The organism is Nitrospirota bacterium, from assembly GCA_040756155.1.
In the GTDB taxonomy this organism is placed as follows: Bacteria; Nitrospirota; Thermodesulfovibrionia; order JACRGW01; family JBFLZU01; genus JBFLZU01.
Window position 1 is genome coordinate 1 of record JBFLZU010000038.1, and the last position, 17,731, is coordinate 17,731.

The 17,731-nt window shown below is 40.7% G+C and carries 17 protein-coding genes and 1 tRNA gene; 14 read left to right on the top strand and 4 right to left on the bottom strand.

Going from position 1 to position 17,731, the window contains the following annotated elements; all coding sequences use genetic code 11:
• Positions 1-23: 23 nt before the first annotated feature.
• Positions 24-437, bottom strand: coding sequence for a hypothetical protein (locus tag AB1488_03290; protein ID MEW6409121.1), 414 nt, complete (start codon positions 435-437; stop codon positions 24-26).
• A gap of 146 nt (positions 438-583) precedes the next feature.
• On the opposite strand from AB1488_03290, the gene AB1488_03295 reads away from it, so the two are divergent.
• The 13 genes from AB1488_03295 (at position 584) to extKL (ending at position 13,121) form a co-directional block, all read left to right on the top strand.
• Positions 584-922: a P-II family nitrogen regulator gene (locus AB1488_03295; GenBank protein ID MEW6409122.1), complete on the top strand. Its 339-nt coding sequence runs from the start codon at positions 584-586 to the stop codon at positions 920-922.
• A gap of 42 nt (positions 923-964) precedes the next feature.
• Complete coding sequence (gene nifA / locus AB1488_03300) at positions 965-2,500, top strand: nif-specific transcriptional activator NifA (GenBank protein MEW6409123.1); 1,536 nt, start codon at positions 965-967, stop codon at positions 2,498-2,500.
• Positions 2,484-3,389: a lysophospholipid acyltransferase family protein gene (locus AB1488_03305; GenBank protein ID MEW6409124.1), complete on the top strand. Its 906-nt coding sequence runs from the start codon at positions 2,484-2,486 to the stop codon at positions 3,387-3,389. The genes nifA and AB1488_03305 overlap by 17 nt, the downstream gene beginning before the upstream one ends.
• Positions 3,379-4,461: a lipopolysaccharide heptosyltransferase II gene (gene waaF, locus AB1488_03310; GenBank protein ID MEW6409125.1), complete on the top strand. Its 1,083-nt coding sequence runs from the start codon at positions 3,379-3,381 to the stop codon at positions 4,459-4,461. The genes AB1488_03305 and waaF overlap by 11 nt, the downstream gene beginning before the upstream one ends.
• A 263-nt stretch (positions 4,462-4,724) precedes the next feature.
• The gene (lptC, locus tag AB1488_03315) at positions 4,725-5,294 is read left to right on the top strand and encodes an LPS export ABC transporter periplasmic protein LptC (GenBank protein ID MEW6409126.1); all 570 of its coding nucleotides are present in this window, start codon (positions 4,725-4,727) and stop codon (positions 5,292-5,294) included.
• Entirely contained in the window at positions 5,266-5,955 is a 690-nt protein-coding gene (locus AB1488_03320; protein ID MEW6409127.1) for an LptA/OstA family protein, read from the top strand. Before lptC ends, AB1488_03320 begins: the two co-directional genes overlap by 29 nt.
• A gap of 76 nt (positions 5,956-6,031) precedes the next feature.
• Complete coding sequence (gene lptB / locus AB1488_03325) at positions 6,032-6,700, top strand: LPS export ABC transporter ATP-binding protein (GenBank protein ID MEW6409128.1); 669 nt, start codon at positions 6,032-6,034, stop codon at positions 6,698-6,700.
• Entirely contained in the window at positions 6,697-8,142 is a 1,446-nt protein-coding gene (gene rpoN, locus AB1488_03330; GenBank protein MEW6409129.1) for an RNA polymerase factor sigma-54, read from the top strand. The genes lptB and rpoN overlap by 4 nt, the downstream gene beginning before the upstream one ends.
• Before the next feature lie 18 nt (positions 8,143-8,160).
• Entirely contained in the window at positions 8,161-8,709 is a 549-nt protein-coding gene (gene raiA / locus AB1488_03335) for a ribosome-associated translation inhibitor RaiA (GenBank protein MEW6409130.1), read from the top strand.
• The gene (gene rapZ / locus AB1488_03340; protein MEW6409131.1) at positions 8,706-9,572 is read left to right on the top strand and encodes an RNase adapter RapZ; all 867 of its coding nucleotides are present in this window, start codon (positions 8,706-8,708) and stop codon (positions 9,570-9,572) included. The genes raiA and rapZ overlap by 4 nt, the downstream gene beginning before the upstream one ends.
• Positions 9,569-10,738 (top strand): cysteine desulfurase family protein, encoded by a 1,170-nt coding sequence (locus AB1488_03345; GenBank protein MEW6409132.1) that lies wholly within the window; start codon positions 9,569-9,571, stop codon positions 10,736-10,738. The genes rapZ and AB1488_03345 overlap by 4 nt, the downstream gene beginning before the upstream one ends.
• 5 nt (positions 10,739-10,743) lie before the next feature.
• The gene (locus tag AB1488_03350; GenBank protein ID MEW6409133.1) at positions 10,744-11,769 is read left to right on the top strand and encodes a DUF4931 domain-containing protein; all 1,026 of its coding nucleotides are present in this window, start codon (positions 10,744-10,746) and stop codon (positions 11,767-11,769) included.
• 158 nt (positions 11,770-11,927) lie between these two features.
• Positions 11,928-13,121: a multiheme c-type cytochrome (seleno)protein ExtKL gene (extKL, locus tag AB1488_03355; GenBank protein MEW6409134.1), complete on the top strand. Its 1,194-nt coding sequence runs from the start codon at positions 11,928-11,930 to the stop codon at positions 13,119-13,121.
• A 92-nt stretch (positions 13,122-13,213) separates the two neighbouring features.
• Here the strand turns inward: extKL and AB1488_03360 are convergent, their stop codons facing one another.
• Positions 13,214-14,680 (bottom strand): MBL fold metallo-hydrolase, encoded by a 1,467-nt coding sequence (locus tag AB1488_03360; GenBank protein MEW6409135.1) that lies wholly within the window; start codon positions 14,678-14,680, stop codon positions 13,214-13,216.
• Positions 14,681-14,720: 40 nt separating this feature from the next.
• A complete protein-coding gene (gene yedF, locus AB1488_03365; GenBank protein ID MEW6409136.1) occupies positions 14,721-15,326 on the bottom strand; it encodes a sulfurtransferase-like selenium metabolism protein YedF in 606 nt (201 codons plus the stop codon).
• A gap of 204 nt (positions 15,327-15,530) precedes the next feature.
• Between yedF and AB1488_03370 the strand changes: the two genes are divergently transcribed.
• Positions 15,531-17,345: a KUP/HAK/KT family potassium transporter gene (locus AB1488_03370; GenBank protein ID MEW6409137.1), complete on the top strand. Its 1,815-nt coding sequence runs from the start codon at positions 15,531-15,533 to the stop codon at positions 17,343-17,345.
• Between the two features lie 70 nt (positions 17,346-17,415).
• On the opposite strand, the gene AB1488_03375 is transcribed toward AB1488_03370, so the two are convergent.
• Positions 17,416-17,492 (bottom strand) — tRNA-Asp (locus tag AB1488_03375).
• Positions 17,493-17,731: the final 239 nt, after the last annotated feature.

Here is a 17,731-nt window from a genome sequence, read left to right on the forward strand (position 1 = left end):
TAAGAAAAAAATGAATACGCCTTTCATCTATGTGAGACATAAAGCACCTCGGATAGTATTCCTTCAGACTCTCTATATTTCATCGAAAATCTCTCAATAAAGTCACCTCTGAGATCGAAGTCTTTATCAACAAGCAAAAGACCATTTAACGCATCCTTTAGATAAAATAGGGCAAATGCGTCATCACTCCTAATAAGATCATTTATAACCTTCACATCGAATGTATCAGGTGGGATGTTTGTCACCCTCGATAGTTCAACCTTAAGGTCGCTCGGAAGGGGGAAAAATGAGGAGCTATCCTCGACCTTTGCATAAATAGCTATATCTATATCACTTGGTATATCTGATGACAAAGAACTCCCGTAAAGATAAGCAAAGACGACCCTCTCATCCGTTAGTAAAATATTTTTGATATTATTAATAATCTCAGATTTCAAAATACCCCCTTTTGTTTATTATAGCCTCTTCTACAGAAAATAACCACAATAGATTTGCATAATTACCACTTTACAAATATACATTATCTTTGATACCCTTATAAAGCAAAGGTTTTCTTTATTATATGAGAGGGGAGGTCTCCTGAATGAAAAAGGTAGAGGCAATTATAAAACCATTTAAATTGGATGAGGTTAAGGATGCACTTAATAATATAGGTGTTCAGGGTATAACCGTCACAGAAGTCAGGGGATTTGGCAGACAGAAGGGACATACGGAGTTTTACAGGGGAGCTGAATATGTGGTTGATTTCCTGCCAAAGGTAAAGTTAGAGATTGTAACTCCTGATGATATGGTGCCCCGCATTATCGAGACCATAGAGAATGTAGCCAGAACAGGTCGTATAGGTGACGGGAAAATATTTGTGACCTCCGTTGAAGAGGTAATAAGGATAAGGACTGGCGAAAAGGGTGAGTCAGCGATATAGAAGGTAACCCTCACACCTATGCATAGGTGTGAGGGTAAAATTATGAAAAAAGAAGACATATTACATTTTAAGAATCTTGAGTTAGCCACGCTTTATGAAATAAGTAAGATTCTGGGTTCTTCCCTTGACATAAAGAGAAACCTGAATTCTTCCATGAAGATACTCTCTGATTTTATGGGTATGAGGAGAGGCACTGTTACTCTCCTTGATACCGAGACAAATGAGCTTACTATAGTCTCGGCGTATGGACTTACAAAGGATGAGATAAAGAGGGGCAGATATAAGATAGGTGAGGGTATCGTTGGCAGGGCCGTCAAGACAGGCTATCCTGTTATTATTCCTGATGTTGGTAAAGAGCCACTCTTTCTGGACAGGACAAGATCCCGTGGAGATATAAAAAGGGAGAATATATCTTTTCTGTGCGTCCCTATAAAGGTGAAAGGTGAGATATTGGGCGTCTTGAGTGCAGATAGACTTTTTGCAGATAAAAGGATATCCTTTGAGGAGGATATAAGGGTATTGAGTATAGTTGCTTCCCTTATCGGTCAGGCGCTGAAACTAAGCCAGATAGTCCAGAGGGAGAAAGAGGAACTTATCGAAGAGAAAGAAAGGCTCAGCCAGGAACTGAAGGGAAGATACCGAATTGATAACATAATCGGGCAGTCTGAGAGGATGCAAGAGGTCTTTGAAACGGTTTACAGGGTTGCAGGGAGCAAGGCAACAATCCTTATCCGTGGAGAAAGTGGAACAGGAAAGGAGCTAATTGCAAAGGCGATTCATTACAATAGTGAACGGGCGAATAAACCTTTTGTGAAGATTAACTGTGCTGCTCTACCAGAGACTCTGCTGGAGAGTGAGCTTTTTGGACATGAAAAGGGTGCCTTTACAGGTGCGATGTTTGAACGAAAGGGACGCTTTGAGATAGCAGATGGTGGCACATTATTTCTGGACGAGATAGGTGATCTATCCCACCCCCTTCAAGTTAAACTGCTCAGGTTTCTTCAGGAAAGAGAGTTTGAACGGATCGGTAGTAGTAAGACTATTAAGGTTGATGTCAGATTAATAGCAGCCACAAACATAGACCTTGAGAATGCAGTTAGAGAAGGAAGATTCAGGGAAGACCTCTATTACCGTCTGAATGTGGTTCCGATATTTCTCCCATCACTCAGGGAACGGAAGGATGATATTCCTCTATTAGTGGAACATTTTCTGGAGAGATTCAACAAGGAAAATGGAAAGGATGTAAGACTTTCACCGCAATCTATGGATATAATAATGAAATCGGAGTGGAGAGGTAATGTCAGGGAGCTCGAGAATTGCATAGAAAGGCTTGTTGTTATGACGACAGGAAAGACTATACAACCGAGAGACATCACATACCAGAGGGAGAGTGCAGGTGTATCTCTGGATAAAAATAAGGATACTTACACTTCAGAGACACTTGTAAATATGGAAAAACAGAAAATAATAGACGCCTTGAAGCAAACAGGTGGAGTTCAGTCACGAGCGGCAAAACTCCTTGGAATCACCCAGAGACAGATTGGGTATAAGATAAAGAAGTATGGCATTATTCCTTGAATATCTTTTTTATATCTCTCTCGCAAGATTTCTCTCCTTTTTACCACATTTGGTATCTTTAAAATTTGGTGAATTTCTTGGTGTGCTCTTATTTACTATCGACAGAAAACATAGAGGCTATACCATTAATAACCTGAGGATGTCGCTTGGAGGAGAAAAAACAGAGACTGAACTCAGAGAGATTGCAAAGGGTTCTTACGCCAATCTCGGAAGAAATTTTGCAGAATTTTCTCGCTTTCTTAACAGTGGAACGAATCTGATAGAGAGATATGTGAGGATTGATGGCTTTGAAAACTATCTAAATGCGAAGGCTAAAGGAAAAGGTGTTATATTCCTCACGGGGCACTGTGGTAACTGGGAGTTGATGGCACTTGCACAATCAAAGATGGGAGAACCGCTTTCGGTTATAGGCAGACCGATGGATAACCCATATCTCGACAGGTTGATAAACAAGATTAGAGCAACGTATGGAAACAGGACCATAAATAAGAGGGGTGCGATCAGAGAGATGCTTAGAACCCTGAAGGAGGGTGGAGTTATAGGGATACTCCTTGATGAGAATACACGGCTGGATGAGGGAGTTTTTGTTGATTTTTTCGGTATCCCCGCATGCACAAACAGAGGTTTTGCTAATATTATTCTCAAGACAGGGGCACCTGTTGTCCCGGCATTTATAAATTATGAAGGAAAAGGACATCACAGGGTAGTCTACAGTAAAGAGCTTGAGATTATTAATATAGGTAACCGCGAAAAAGATGTTATCGAAAATACAGCCCTGTTTACACGGGTAATAGAAAATCACATTAGAAAATATCCTGACCAGTGGCTCTGGATGCTTAAGAGGTGGAAGACAAGACCGGCGAAAAGTGAGAGTGAAAGTGAAAAGTGAGAAGGTAAAAAAGATACTTATAAGGAGTGTTAATTGGATAGGGGATGCGGTTATGACAACGCCTGCGATCTCGGCTATCAGAAAAAGATTCCCTGATGCTCATATCTCTGTTCTTGCCAAGCCATGGGTCAGGGATGTATTTTTAAACAATCCTGATATTGATGAGATTGTTGTGTATTCAGATAGAGGGATACACAGAGGGCTTTCAGGGAAATTTAGACTTATAAAGGAGTTGACAAAGAGATGCTTTGATATAACCTTTCTTTTCCAGAATGCATTTGAAGCAGCATTGATAACTTTTCTTGCAGGTATACCGGAAAGAATAGGCTATAACACCGATGGTAGAGGTCTTCTGCTGACAGACCCTATCGAGACACCCCAAAAAGTCAAAAGACTTTTTGGGGTGTCCGGTTCAGGAATAAAAATCATGAAGATGCACCATGTAGAGTACTACTTAAGACTTATCAATGCTGTTGGTATAGATGGGAAAGGGCTTCCACTTGTGTTTAATCTCACAGATGAAGAGCAAGAAGAAGCAGACAGAAGGCTGAAAGATGAAGGTATAGGAGATGGACATCTCATAGTTGGTATAAATCCAGGCGCCTCTTACGGACCTGCCAAGAGATGGTTTTTGGAAAGATATGCGATGCTTTCAGACATGATTGTTAAGAATCTCGGTGCGAGGGTAGTTATATTCGGAGGGGTCAACGAGGTTAAGACTGCTGAAGAGATCGCAGGTATAACAAGGTATAAGCCTGTAGTGATGGCTGGCAGGACAACACTAAGAGAACTCGGAGCACTTGTGAAAAGGTGCAGTGTATTTGTCACAAATGATAGCGGTCCTATGCATATTGCAGCAGCGCTTAATGTGCCTGTGGTAGCTCTATTTGGTTCTACCAATCCTGATGCAACAGGTCCGTGGGGTAGCGGACATATAATAATCAAGAAAGAACTTCCATGCAGCCCCTGTTTTAAAAAAGTCTGTTCAGAAGGCTACAGGTGTATGGATTTAATTACTGTGGATGAGGTATTAGAATCAGTTAAGCTGAAGTTATTAGAGCTGAAGTGCTGAAGTTAGTGGAGTTTTTAATTTTACCCCGTTAGAATGCCCCGCTGCTTGCAGCGGGGATGAAAATAATTTTCCTTTTTGAGCGAACACGGGGTTAATGCCCCGTGTGAGCCCCGTTTAGAAATTTAAAACTTCTAACAGGGTGAGCCTTCCTGTTAGAAGGCGGAGTCTTCTAACAGGGTTTACTTTAGTTCTATAGCCCTTCAGCTCCCCTGGGTTTACCTTTTGTCTTTACAATAGGCATAATTTATGCTATATAAAAATTAATGCCAGGAATTGAGAATGTCATCAAAAAAATCCTCATAGGGATTATCCTTCTACTTCTGACCGCAGGGGTCTTCTTTCTGAGTAGAAAAAAAGAAACCACAATTCCAGTCATTCCTTCAAAAGGTGAGGCTGATATCGTAATGGAGGATTTCAGTATTCCAGAGACAGAGTCAAAAGGAGGAGGACTGAAGTGGGAATTAAAGGCGAAGAAGGCTGAAGTCTATAAGCCAGAGAATAAGACCATCCTTTATGACTTAGAGGCGAGATTTACGATGGAGGATGGTAAGAAAATGACCCTTATAGCTGATGCGGGTGTATTTAATACCGCTACCAAGGATATGATTGTACAAAAGAAAGAGAAGGATGTGAAGGTGATTTCAGAGAATGGTTATGTGTTGACTACCACTACACTGAGGTGGGTAGAAGCAGAGAGGAGGATAATGACAGATGAGCCTGTTTTATTAACAGGGAGTAAACTAAGGGTTGAAGGAAAAGGTTTGTTGTTTAATGTCGATAACCAGATAGCAGAGGTGTTACGCGATGTTAAGACCACACTTTACTCGAGATAAATTGAGCCTGACTATCGGACTCAAGTTTAATATTGTTTCAATTTTAATAGGCAGGACTGTCTTTCGCTTCCTCAAGCCAGCCCTGCCTATTGCTGGATTTGGGATCGTTATCATAATGGCGTCATTTGTGTTTGTTGCCGATGCAACAGCACAGCTTAAGGAGAAGACAGGAGGTAAGGAGAAAGAGAAAAGTCCAATCGTTATAACATCAAATAAACTCTTTGCGGATAATGTCAAGAATATTCAGACATTTGAGGGTAATGTGGTAGCAAAGAGTGGTGAGATGATTATATATTCGGATAAGATGATTGTCTATCATATAGAGAAGGGCGAGGATAGAGACAAGGATAAGGAAGGGGATATAGGCGGGGATATAGACAGGATTGAGGCTTATGGGAATGTGAAGGTTATAAAGGGTGACAGAACGATAATCTCCGATGAGGCGATTTACTATGAATCTGAAGAAAAGATGGTATTCAAAGGGAACCCCAAGGCATGGAGGGGCGATGATGTAGTAACAGGCTCGATGATTACCTATTTTACAGGAGAGGACAGGAGCATTGTTGAAAATAGTAAGGTCATACTCATGAGAAAGGAGCGATCTGGTGGAAAAAGTGATCGCACCAAAGCAACGGAGAAGAAGATTCCCCAAAGAAGATAAGAGTAGCTGGCTTCCAGAGGTATCTCACACACTTGAGACCAGAAGACTATTCAAGAGTTACAGGGGAAGGACTGTAGTGAGTGATGTGAGTATGCACATAAGGTCGGGTGAGGTCATAGGGATACTCGGTCCAAATGGTGCAGGTAAGACCACAACCTTCTATATGATAGTCGGTATTGTAAAACCTGATAATGGAGAGGTACTGTTAGACGGAGATAATATAGGTATGTTGCCAATGTATCTGAGGGCACGAAAAGGAATAGGTTATCTGCCACAGGAGCCTTCCATATTCCGTAAACTTACAGTTAGCGAAAATATAATGGCAATTCTTGAGACCCTTGATATCCCTGAAGTAGAAAAAGAAGAAAAGATGAATTCGCTCCTCTCAGAACTTAATATAGCCCATCTATCAAAAAACAAGGGTTACGCCCTTTCTGGAGGTGAGCGGCGAAGGGTCGAGATTGCGAGGTCACTTACTACATCCCCGTATTTTATTTTGCTCGATGAGCCTTTTTCTGGTATAGACCCGCTGGCAGTGATAGAGATTCAGAATATTATCTCAAGACTGAAGGCTAAGGATATAGGGATACTGATTACCGATCATAATGTAAGGGAGACCCTCGCTATTACTGACAGGGCATATATCATCAGCAATGGTGTTATAATGGAATCAGGAACACCGAAGGAAATAATAAAGAGCCCCAAAGCAAGGGCACTTTATCTGGGGGAAAAGTTTAGACTATGACTGCAGTTGATTTAGGACTCAAGATCAAACTCGCACAGAAAATTATAATGACGCCTCAACTTCAACAGGCGATAAAACTATTACAACTATCGAGACTTGAGCTAACTCAGATAATAAATCAGCAGCTCGTCGAGAATCCTGTTCTTGAGGAGGATGTGACCGAAGAGTTTACTGAGGAATCTGTCCAAAATAAAGAAGAACCTCTGCTCACAGAGGGTATATTTGATAAAACAGGAGAGATAAAACTGGAGGATATGGACTTTGGATGGGAGAATTATTTCGATGAGAAGGGAAGTGATGGCAGAGACCTTGGATACTTTAGTGCAGATATAGAAGAATCCCCATCTTATGAGCAGACAGTATCAATGGCTACAACCCTCTCAGAGTATCTATTATGGCAGCTCAGGCTATCCCAGATAGACAAGGAAAGTATCTACATAGGGGAGTTTATAATCGGTAATATTGATGACGATGGATATCTGCAGGCGTCAATCTCTGAGATTTCTGAAATCTGCAGGGTAGATGTAATAGGAGTTGAAAGGGTATTGAAAATTATTCAGGGGTTTGACCCACCAGGAGTCGGTGCAAGGGATCTAAGGGAATGTCTCCAGATACAGTTAGAACAGATTGGTCTTAAAGATACGCCTGTGGAAGAGACTATAAAGAAATATCTTACTGATTTAGAAAAGCACAGATATGCTGAGATTGCAAAGAGGCTAAATATTTCTGTAAATGATGTGATGGCTGCTGCAAATGTTATAAAAGGGCTTGAACCAAGACCCGGGAGGGCATATTCTACAGTGAATGCCGGCTATATTGTCCCTGATGTTTATGTCTATAAGATTGGAGAAGACTATGTAATAATGCTCAACGATGATGGACTTCCGAAGCTCAAGGTAAATCCATACTACAGACATTTGATTGCTGAGAGAGGGGCACTCTTGAAAGAGGAAAGGGAATATTTAGAGGCTAAGTTTCGTACAGCAGTATGGCTTATAAAAAGCATCGAACAGCGCAATAGAACCATATACAAGGTAACAAAAAACATCCTTGACCGCCAGATAGAGTTTTTTGAAAAAGGGGGCGGATATCTTAAACCTATGACACTGAAAGATATAGCATCCGACCTTGGGATGCATGAATCTACTATCAGTCGTGTAACAAACAACAAATATATCTATACCCCCCACGGTCTCTTTGAGTTCAGATATTTCTTCAGCAGTGCAATTCAGAATTCCAGTGGAGGTACTGTATCTTCAGTGACTGTGAGGAACATTATTAAGGGAATCGTAGAAGGTGAGGACTCTCGAAAACCTGTGAGCGATCATCATATTGTAAATATCCTTAAGAAAATGGGGATACATATAGCGCGAAGAACTGTTGCCAAATACCGTACAGAGATCGATATACCACCGACAAATATAAGAAGGAAATATACATGAAAGTTAGGGAGGAAATTTATGAACATAATAGTTACAGGTAGGCATATGGAAGTAACAAATGCGCTCAGAAACTATATCGAAGAGAAGATAACAAAGGTTGATAGGTATTTGAAGGCTGTTAACGAGGCTGTGGTTACACTCTCTGTGGAGAAATACAGACACAAAGTTGAAGTACATCTCAAGGCAGATGGTGTTATTATACAGGCAGAGGAAGAGACAGAGGAGATGTACTCCGCTATTGATAAGGTAATGGATAAGATTGAACGACGGATTAAAAAATACAAGGGTAAACTCATCCGACATAAAAACAGAATAACAATACCTCAAAAAAAGGTATCAGGGTCGTCAGATGAGGGTGAGACGATTCCCCGTATTATAAAGATAAAACGATTTGATATGAAACCAATGTCTGCTGATGAGTCTTTAATGCAAATGGAATTACTCGATAAGAGTTTCTTTGTATTCTCTAATGTTGTTACAGGTGATATAAATGTAATCTACAGGAGGAATGATGGAAATGTAGGGCTTATCGAGCCTATCACAAAATCCAGCAGTCAGTTACAGTGAAAGGGCTTAATATTATAATAGTTACAGGTCTTTCTGGTGCGGGCAAGAGTACCTGTCTTAAATGTCTTGAGGATATTGGTTTTTATTGTGTGGATAACCTCCCATCAGTGCTTATACCCAAGTTTGTAGAACTCTGTGTCCACTCCAATGAAATAAGCAAAGCTGCCTTAGGGGTGGATATAAGAGAAAAAGATTTCTTAGAGGGGCTCGATTCTATTATTACAAAACTGAAAAAGAACTATAAGGTAGAGATTGTGTTTCTTGAGGCATCCGAGGATATATTACTGAGACGTTTTAAAGAGACGCGGAGGCCACATCCTCTGTCACCTGATAAACCTATTATTGAAGGCATAAAAATAGAAAAAAAGGTCATGGAGGAATTGAGGGATATGGCAGATAGGATAATTGATACATCATCTTACAGCGTGCATAAACTCAGAGATGCGCTGATTCCATATTATGCCTCAGGTTCTCCTAACAGAAGGATGAATATCTCACTAATCTCTTTTTCGTACAGGGATGGGATTCCATACGATGCAGACTTGCTCTTCGATGTCCGTTTTCTTCCAAATCCCTTCTTTGTAGAGGGTTTGAATCATCTATCTGGTAATGATAAGAGAGTGGTTGATTATGTGATGAGCAAACAGGAATCAACAGATTTTTTCAAGAGGCTTTATAGCATGCTCGACTTCCTTCTTCCGCTTTATGAGAGAGAAAGCAAGAGTTACCTGACTATAGCGGTTGGTTGTACAGGTGGCAGACACAGATCTGTTGTGGTAGTTAATGAATTAAAGGGGTATTTTGAATGTAAAGGTTATAACCCTGTAGTTCAACACAGAGATATTGGAGATATAGATAAATGAAGGTTATCTACTTTGACTATAATGCAACAACACCTGTAGACAGAAGGGTATTGGAGGCGATGATACCATATCTTGGAGTCCCGAGAAAAACGGAGGGATTTGCAGACTCTCCCCTCGAAAGTAATTTTGGGAATCCATCGAGTTCACATGTATTTGGCAAGGATGCGAAGGATGCGATAGAGTCTGCAAGGGCAATGGTTGCAAATCTGCTCGGCTGCAGCGTAAACGAAATTGTGTTTACATCTGGAGGTAGCGAGTCAAACAATCTTGCAGTAAAGGGCATAGCCTACGCTAACAGAGAAAAGGGTAATCATATTATAACATCGATGATCGAGCACCCTTCTATTCTTAATCCCTGCAGATATCTTGAAAAGCAAGGTTTTGAGGTAAGTTATCTGAGGGTAGGCAGAGAGGGCATAGTAGACCCTGATGATGTCAAAAAAGCCATAAACAACCGTACAATCCTTATAACCATAATGCACGCAAATAATGAAACAGGAGTCATACAGCCAATTAAAGAAATAAGTTCCGTTGCTAAAAATGCAGGCGTATACCTCCATACCGATGCAGCACAGAGTGTAGGGAAAATACAGACCAAGGTAAATGAACTTGGAGTGGATCTTCTAACAATTGCAGGACATAAGTTCTATGCACCAAAGGGTGTAGGGAGTTTATTTATTAGGGAAGGTGTTAAAATTGAACCGATAATTCATGGTGCAGGACATGAACGCCGACTGAGGTCTGGCACAGAGAATGTTGCAGGGATAGTAGGGCTTGGTAAGGCAGTTGAGATCGCAATAAGAGACATGAAAGCTACTGCAAGTTATCTCGTTAACATAAGAAATAGGATGTTCTCTAAACTATCAAATGGTGTGGAGATTAGATTAAACGGGTATCCAGAGATGAGGTTGCCAAATACGCTTAATGTCTACTTGAAAGGGGTAGACACAACGGATTTACTCTCGAGCCTTCAATATATCGCTGCATCAACCGCCTCAGCATGTCACTCAGGTACAAAAACTCCTTCGCATGTCCTCCTTGCGATGGGGTTGACTGAGGGGGAGGCTCTTTCATCTATCAGATTCAGCTTTGGTAAATGGACTACAGAAGATGAAATTGATACAGCAGCCGAGATGATAATCAAATATATCAAAAATAAAAGCTAAGATTTATGGAAAATGAACTAAGAAGAGACCCGGTAACAGGAAATTGGGTCGTAATGACAAGAAATGATACAACCGTTGATGAGATGGTGAAATCATGGAGAGTTGAATATTCCCTGATAGATGAGGGAGAATGCCCCTTCTGTGAGGGAAAAGAAAAGGAAACCCCGCCAGAGATATTTGCATTAAGAAAAAATTATTCTCTCCCAGACACCCCTGACTGGGATGTAAGAGTCGTGCCAAATAAGTTTCCCATTTTCCAGATACATGGTGCTCTGGATAGCACAGGTATAGGTGTCTACGATAAGATGAGAGGAGTCGGTGCGCATGAGATAGTAATAGAAACCCCTCAACACACAGATAGGATAGAATCTCTCAGTCTTGATCAGATTAAAGATGTACTTCATGTTTACAAAGAAAGGATACTTGATCTCAAAAGGGATATACGGTTTAGATACATACTTGTTTATAAAAATTTTGGACCATCCGCGGGTGCTGTTATTCCTCATTCCCACTCCCACATTATCGCCACACCAATTACACCTTGGAGGATAAGGGTAGAATTCATCGGTGCTAAGGAACATTACATACGTAGAGGTAGATGTATATTCTGTGATATAAAGCAACAGGAATTAGACAGTATGGAAAGGGTTATTTCAGAGAACAACTACTACCTTGCATTTGCACCATTTGCCTCTATGTATCCATTTCAGGTATGGATAATGCCAAAGGAACACAATGCCTTTTTTGAAGAAGATGTTGAAAACTTACCATCACTTGCACAAATATTCCAGGAAATGATTGGAAGGATTGCAGAGGTATTAAAAAATACTGACTACATTTACGCAATACATACAGGTCCAAACATGTTGGCAAAACTAGTAAGAAGTAGATGGAAAACGATTGAAGAGGATTTTCACTGGCATATAGAGATAATACCGAAACTCAGGAGATTCACAGGTTTTGAAATAGGAGCAGGATTCCATCTCAATCCTGTATTTCCAGAAGATGCGGCTAAGTATCTTCGATTTTAGTGCTTGAAAATGTCTCCTTAATTCGGTAATAAGAAAATTTTCCCGCCAAAATAGGAATTTCTTCCAATTGTCAAATCCTGCTTTATTCAGGTAATAATATAAAAAATATAAGCATTTAAAGTTAAATTTCGTAAGTAAGAAAGAGGTGGTGACTAAAGATGATTCTACGATTGGCTTTGATGCTTGCTATTCTATTTCTTCCATCTTTTGCCGTCGGTGCTGAAAAGAAGGCAAGAACACTCGATGAACTTGCAAAGATGTATGACTCATCAAGCTGTAAAGTATGCCACTCAAAGATTTATGAGCAGTGGGAGAAATCGCATCATGCCAGACCTCTGATGGGGATAAATGAAGGTATATTCTTAATACCAGTTGTTAAAGCAAGTCCGTTTGCCCCAAAAGACCCAAAGAAGGCAACGATGGCTAATTTCCCGTGTTTTAAATGCCATCTCCCTCAGGCACTTACCTCTGCAGAGGATTCTGTTGCTGCAGAGATCTCACAGGCCGTTTTAGCTGGTGATAAGGCTACTATCGGCAAGCTCCAGATTACCTGTCTTGTCTGCCATAATGAGATGGCTATCATTCATAGACTTGAGGAAGGAAAACCTCAGAAGGGTGTTATATACGGATCAAAAGATATGGCTTCTCATCCTGATAGAGTTTATCGGACTGTTAAGAAGAATGTCATCATGAAACAAGCTGTAATGTGTGGTCAGTGCCATGGCACAGGACCGAACTTCGATGCTGAAAATCCCTATCAGTGTGCAACATTATATGGAAGTTATCTCCATGTATATATCCCTAAAGGTGGAACACAGAGATGTCAGGAGTGCCATATGAAAGGTGGAGACCACCTTATCGCTCCTAACTGGAATGACCGACTTCAATCTTCGGCTCTTCTCAAAAATGCAATCTCCCTTGATGTACAGACAGTAGGCTATCAGTTCCTTCCAGAGCGTGGTACACATATACCGATGGTTGTTGTCAATACAAAGATAACTCAAAATGCAGGGCATAGAATCCCGGATGGTTGACCATCTCCAAATAGAGTGGTCCTGGAGGTGACTGCAAAGACTTCAGATGGTAAAGAGATTTTTAATGATTATAGGATATATATGCCACAGTCAACTACCAGCAGAAATAAAGAGATGGTTTATGGTGCACAGTGGAAGACTGGAATTATCCGTGACACAAGCCTTCAGCCCTATCAATCTAAAAATGAGACATTCGAGATAAAACTCCCAGCCACTGTGAGGACAGTCGATGTGACAGTGGAACTCACATATCAGTTATTCCCGGCAGATAAGATACCAGTTCACACAGTAACTAAGAGGGTAAGCCTTGACAGATAGGTCAAAGTCCAGACTTTAAATTAAGTATATGGGGAAGGACTTGTCCTCCCTTCGGTTCTTCCCCATATTTCATCATATTTCATCCTCATCGTCTAAATACGGAACTCTTGGTGGATCTCTGGCACAGATGTCTTAAAACCAAATCTCTCTTTGATGAATCCTGCAAAATTTAATGATACGCTTTCTTCGCCATGAACTACAATTACTTCAGGGGTGTTTTTAAAATTACCAATCCACCCGAGGAGTTCATCACGATCTGCATGAGCTGAGAATCCTCCGAGGGTGTGGATCCCTGATTTTATGGCTATATCCTCTCCGAATATATGAACCCTTTCTGCACCATCAACTATCGTCCTGCCGAGTGTGCCTGATGCCTGAAACCCGACAAATACGATACTACATTCTTTTCTCCAGAGATTGTGCTTTAAATGGTGTCTTATGCGTCCACCCTCACACATCCCGCTTCCTGCGATTATTATTGCACCTGAATCTATACGGTTAATTGCCTGAGATTCAGTTACATCTTTTGTAAAGTGTATTCTCATAGCATCTCCGCCAAGAGACCCTTTTGTGAGCAGTGAGAACGCCTCTTCATCAAAGCACTCAGGATGCGAGAGATATATTTCCGTTGCCTCTTCAGCAAGGGGACTATCAAGGTATACATCAAGTTCTCGAAAGCGGCCTTCCCTTACAAATCCATTAAGGATATATAGAATATCCTGTGTTCTTCCAAGTGCAAATGATGGTATCAATACATTACCGCCTCTGTTGAATGTTGTAGAAATTATGCCAAAGAGCTCCTCTACTGTTTCATGCAGGCTCTTGTGTAATCTATTGCCATATGTTGATTCTGTAACAACAACATCAGTTTCTTCAATAATGCTTGGGTCTCTTACTATCGGGTTTCCTTTCCTTCCAATGTCTCCTGAGAAAACGCACTTTCTTTTGCCACCTCTGTCCTTAAACCATAGTTCAACAATCGCAGAACCGAGTATATGCCCCGCATCCCTGAATCTAAAATCTATCCCATCTTCTATAGTCTCGATTGAATCGTATTGCCTGCCATCAAAGAATAAAAGACAGTCTTCTACATCCTCAGCAGAATAAAGTGGACTTACAGGCTTTCTTCCTGCACGCATCTCCTTTCTGCTCAACCACTCTGCATCCTTTTCCTGAATATGTGCAGAATCAAGTAGCATTATCTCCGCAAGGTCTGCAGTTGCAGGTGTAGTGATTATTTTTCCTTTAAAGCCTTCTTTCACAAGTCTGGGCACGAGTCCTATATGGTCTATATGTGCATGGGTAAGTATGAGTATGTCTATATCTCTGGGGTTAAAAGGAAATGGGCTTCTGTTCCTCTCTTCTGAATCTTTCCCCTGAAACATCCCGCAGTCTATAAGAAGGTTTATATTGTTATGTTCTATGTGGAAGCAAGAACCTGTTACAGCCCTGACAGCACCGTGGAATCTGATATCCATAGCAAAATCCTCTCCAATGAAAATGTCACCCTGAGCCGAAGGCTGAAGAACTAAAACAGTAAGGCTCTTTAACTTCAGCACTTCAGATCTTCAGACTAAAACCTAATGTATAGTAATCTGCTTAAATCCAGATTACCTTCTTGAAATCCTTTATACCCTCCACTATGTGATTTGTTGTGCCTCTATAACCAACCTTTAGTTCAGATTCAAGATTATAGTATTTAAGGCATGTTCCACAGGAAAATATCTCGACCCCCATAGCCTCTATCTCCTTGAGAATTGGAATTATGTCATTTTCAATGGTAGTGAGTTTAACTCCAGCATTTAAAAAGAATATTGTGTGAGGAATTTCTTTAGCAACCTTCATTGTCTCAAAGAACCCCTTCATCAGAACTTTTCCGATTTCTTCTTCTTTTCCCATCGTATCAGTGCCGATTATGAGAAGAATACTCTTTTCTATCTTCTCTTCAAACTCCGAACTCCGAACTCCTAACTCTGAACTTTCAATCTCGCATGGATAACCCTTTACGATTTTTAAACGCCAGTAATTATCTTCTTTTATCGTATCAACACCCATTCCCTCTTTCTTTGCAAATCTAATTATATTCTTAAAAGAAGCCTCATTATCAACAAGAATCTCAACAATACCTTTATCTGTCTTTTCTAATGCCTCCTGTGCCATGGAAACAGGCTTCGGACATCCAAGCCCTCTTGCATCTATAAGCATTTTTGTCCTCCTGATTGATGTCTGATCTTTATATTAGCGGAGTCTGAATATTTTAGTCAAGGATGTCGTGCGGACATTTATCAGTGTTGTTTCCCAGTTGATTAACTTCACAAGCCGAAAGGATATAACAAGGATAAATAAAAATCTATAAAATTTCAGAAGAAAATATTATAATACCGAGTTTTTATTGGCGGATGCATTAGAATGCTTGAAAAGGAATCACCAGTTAAAGGCATTATAAAATCCCTCGGTGTTGTTTTCGGAGACATCGGGACAAGCCCCATATACACCCTTACAGTTATCTTTTTACTTACAAGGCCCACCCCGGATCATGTTATAGGTGTCCTTTCACTCATTGTGTGGACGCTGGTAACACTTGTAACTGTTGAATATGCATGGCTTGCCATGAGCCTCGGAAAGAAAGGCGAAGGCGGAACTATCGTCTTAAAAGAATTACTTCTCCCACTGCTTAAATCAAGGAGACAGATAGCATTTGTTACACTCCTTTCTTTTATCGGCGTATCCCTCCTAATCGGTGATGGGATAATTACCCCTGCCATAAGCATACTCAGTGCTGTTGAGGGTTCTCTTTTGATCCCCGGCTTTGAGAAAACAGGGCAGGAGACACTGATTATTATTGCGGCTATAATAGCGATAGCCTTGTTTGCCTTCCAGAGAAAGGGAACCGAAAAGGTTGCGGGTGCGCTTGGCCCTTTAATGATACTGTGGTTTTCGTCTCTCACGGTTTCTGGGGTTGCCTCTATCTTTCAGGTTCCGTCTGTTTTAAAAGCAATAAATCCTTACTACGCCTTTAAGTTCCTTACCGAAAATGGTATCACAGGATTTTTTGTGCTTTCTGAAGTCATTCTCTGCGCCACAGGCGGTGAGGCATTGTATGCTGATATGGGACATTTAGGGCGGAAGCCCATTCTCAGGGCATGGTATTTTGTATTTTTTGCCCTTTTGTTGAATTATCTCGGACAGGGTGCATATGTTACTCAGCATCCTGATGCAAAGACTGTGCTTTTTGAGATGGTATTTCATCAGTCACAGATTCTTTATATACCATTCCTTGTTCTCAGCATCATCGCTACAGTAATAGCATCACAGGCAATGATAAGCGGGATGTTCTCCATAGTGTATCAGGGGATTCAAACCCGCATTATGCCCATGTTTAAGGTTGACTATACATCTGTTAAACTGAGGGCGCAGATATACATAGGCATTGTAAACTGGTTTTTGCTTGTCTCTGTCCTGTTTATCATGTATGAGTTTAAGGAATCCCATCGCTTAGCTGCTGCCTATGGACTGGCGGTCACTGGGACGATGACCCTTACAGGGATAATGATGACATGGATATTTTATCTGAGGAAAAAGTTGATGCTTTCCGTCATTTCCTTCTTTGTTACATTCGCAGATGTGGTATATCTGAGTGCAAACTCCTACAAAATACCCCACGGTGGCTATTGGTCATTGATACTTGCCTTGCTTCCATTTTTAATGATAATGCTTTATACCCGTGGGCAGAGGAGGCTTTACAGAATGATGACATTCATGCCATTGGAGGAGTTTCTCAATAAGTTTACGAAGGTATATCCAACAACCGCAAAGATCAAAGGTACAGCCCTTTTCCTAATAAGGGATGTCAAGGAAATATCCTTTTATATCACACAGACGATGTTTTACCATGGCATCATATACGAGGACAATATCTTTGTGTCAATAATTAAACGTGATGACCCCTTTGGTGTCATTGGTTACTTCAAAGAGGATCTTGCAAAAGGACTCAGGCTATTTGAAATACAGTATGGATACATGGAGGTGATGGATGTTGAGGATATTTTGAGGGAAGCTGGAATAAAGGAAAAAACAATATTCTATGGCATTGAGGACATATCCACAAGAGGTCTTAGATGGAAGATATTTTCAATAATAAAGAAGGTAACTCCTACATTTGTCCAGTTCTATAAACTCCCGTCCCGAAAACTCCATGGAGTCATCACAAGGATTGAGATGTAGGCTATAGTTGCACGGAAAATCATTTTAATAACAATGTAAGTGGTGTACCTAAACAATTATCAATTCTGGTTGGCGGGGTGGACGGGGCTCGAACCCGCGACCTCCGGCTTGACAGGCCGGCGTTCTAACCGGCTGAACTACCACCCCCGTAAAAACAGTGGATAGTGATTAGTTAAAAAACTTTAACCACTAGGACGTAGAATATCTTTACGTCCAATAGATAAAATTACTTTAACAGATTCCTTTCCTTAAGTCAATCTATGCACCATTCATGCCTGTAGAGAAGTTACAATATATCTTTGCTCTCTTTGCCATCTTTCCATTCAATCCCTTTCGTCTATAAAGATAATGAGCAGATATCTTATAATAGAATCTCCCGAGTGTTC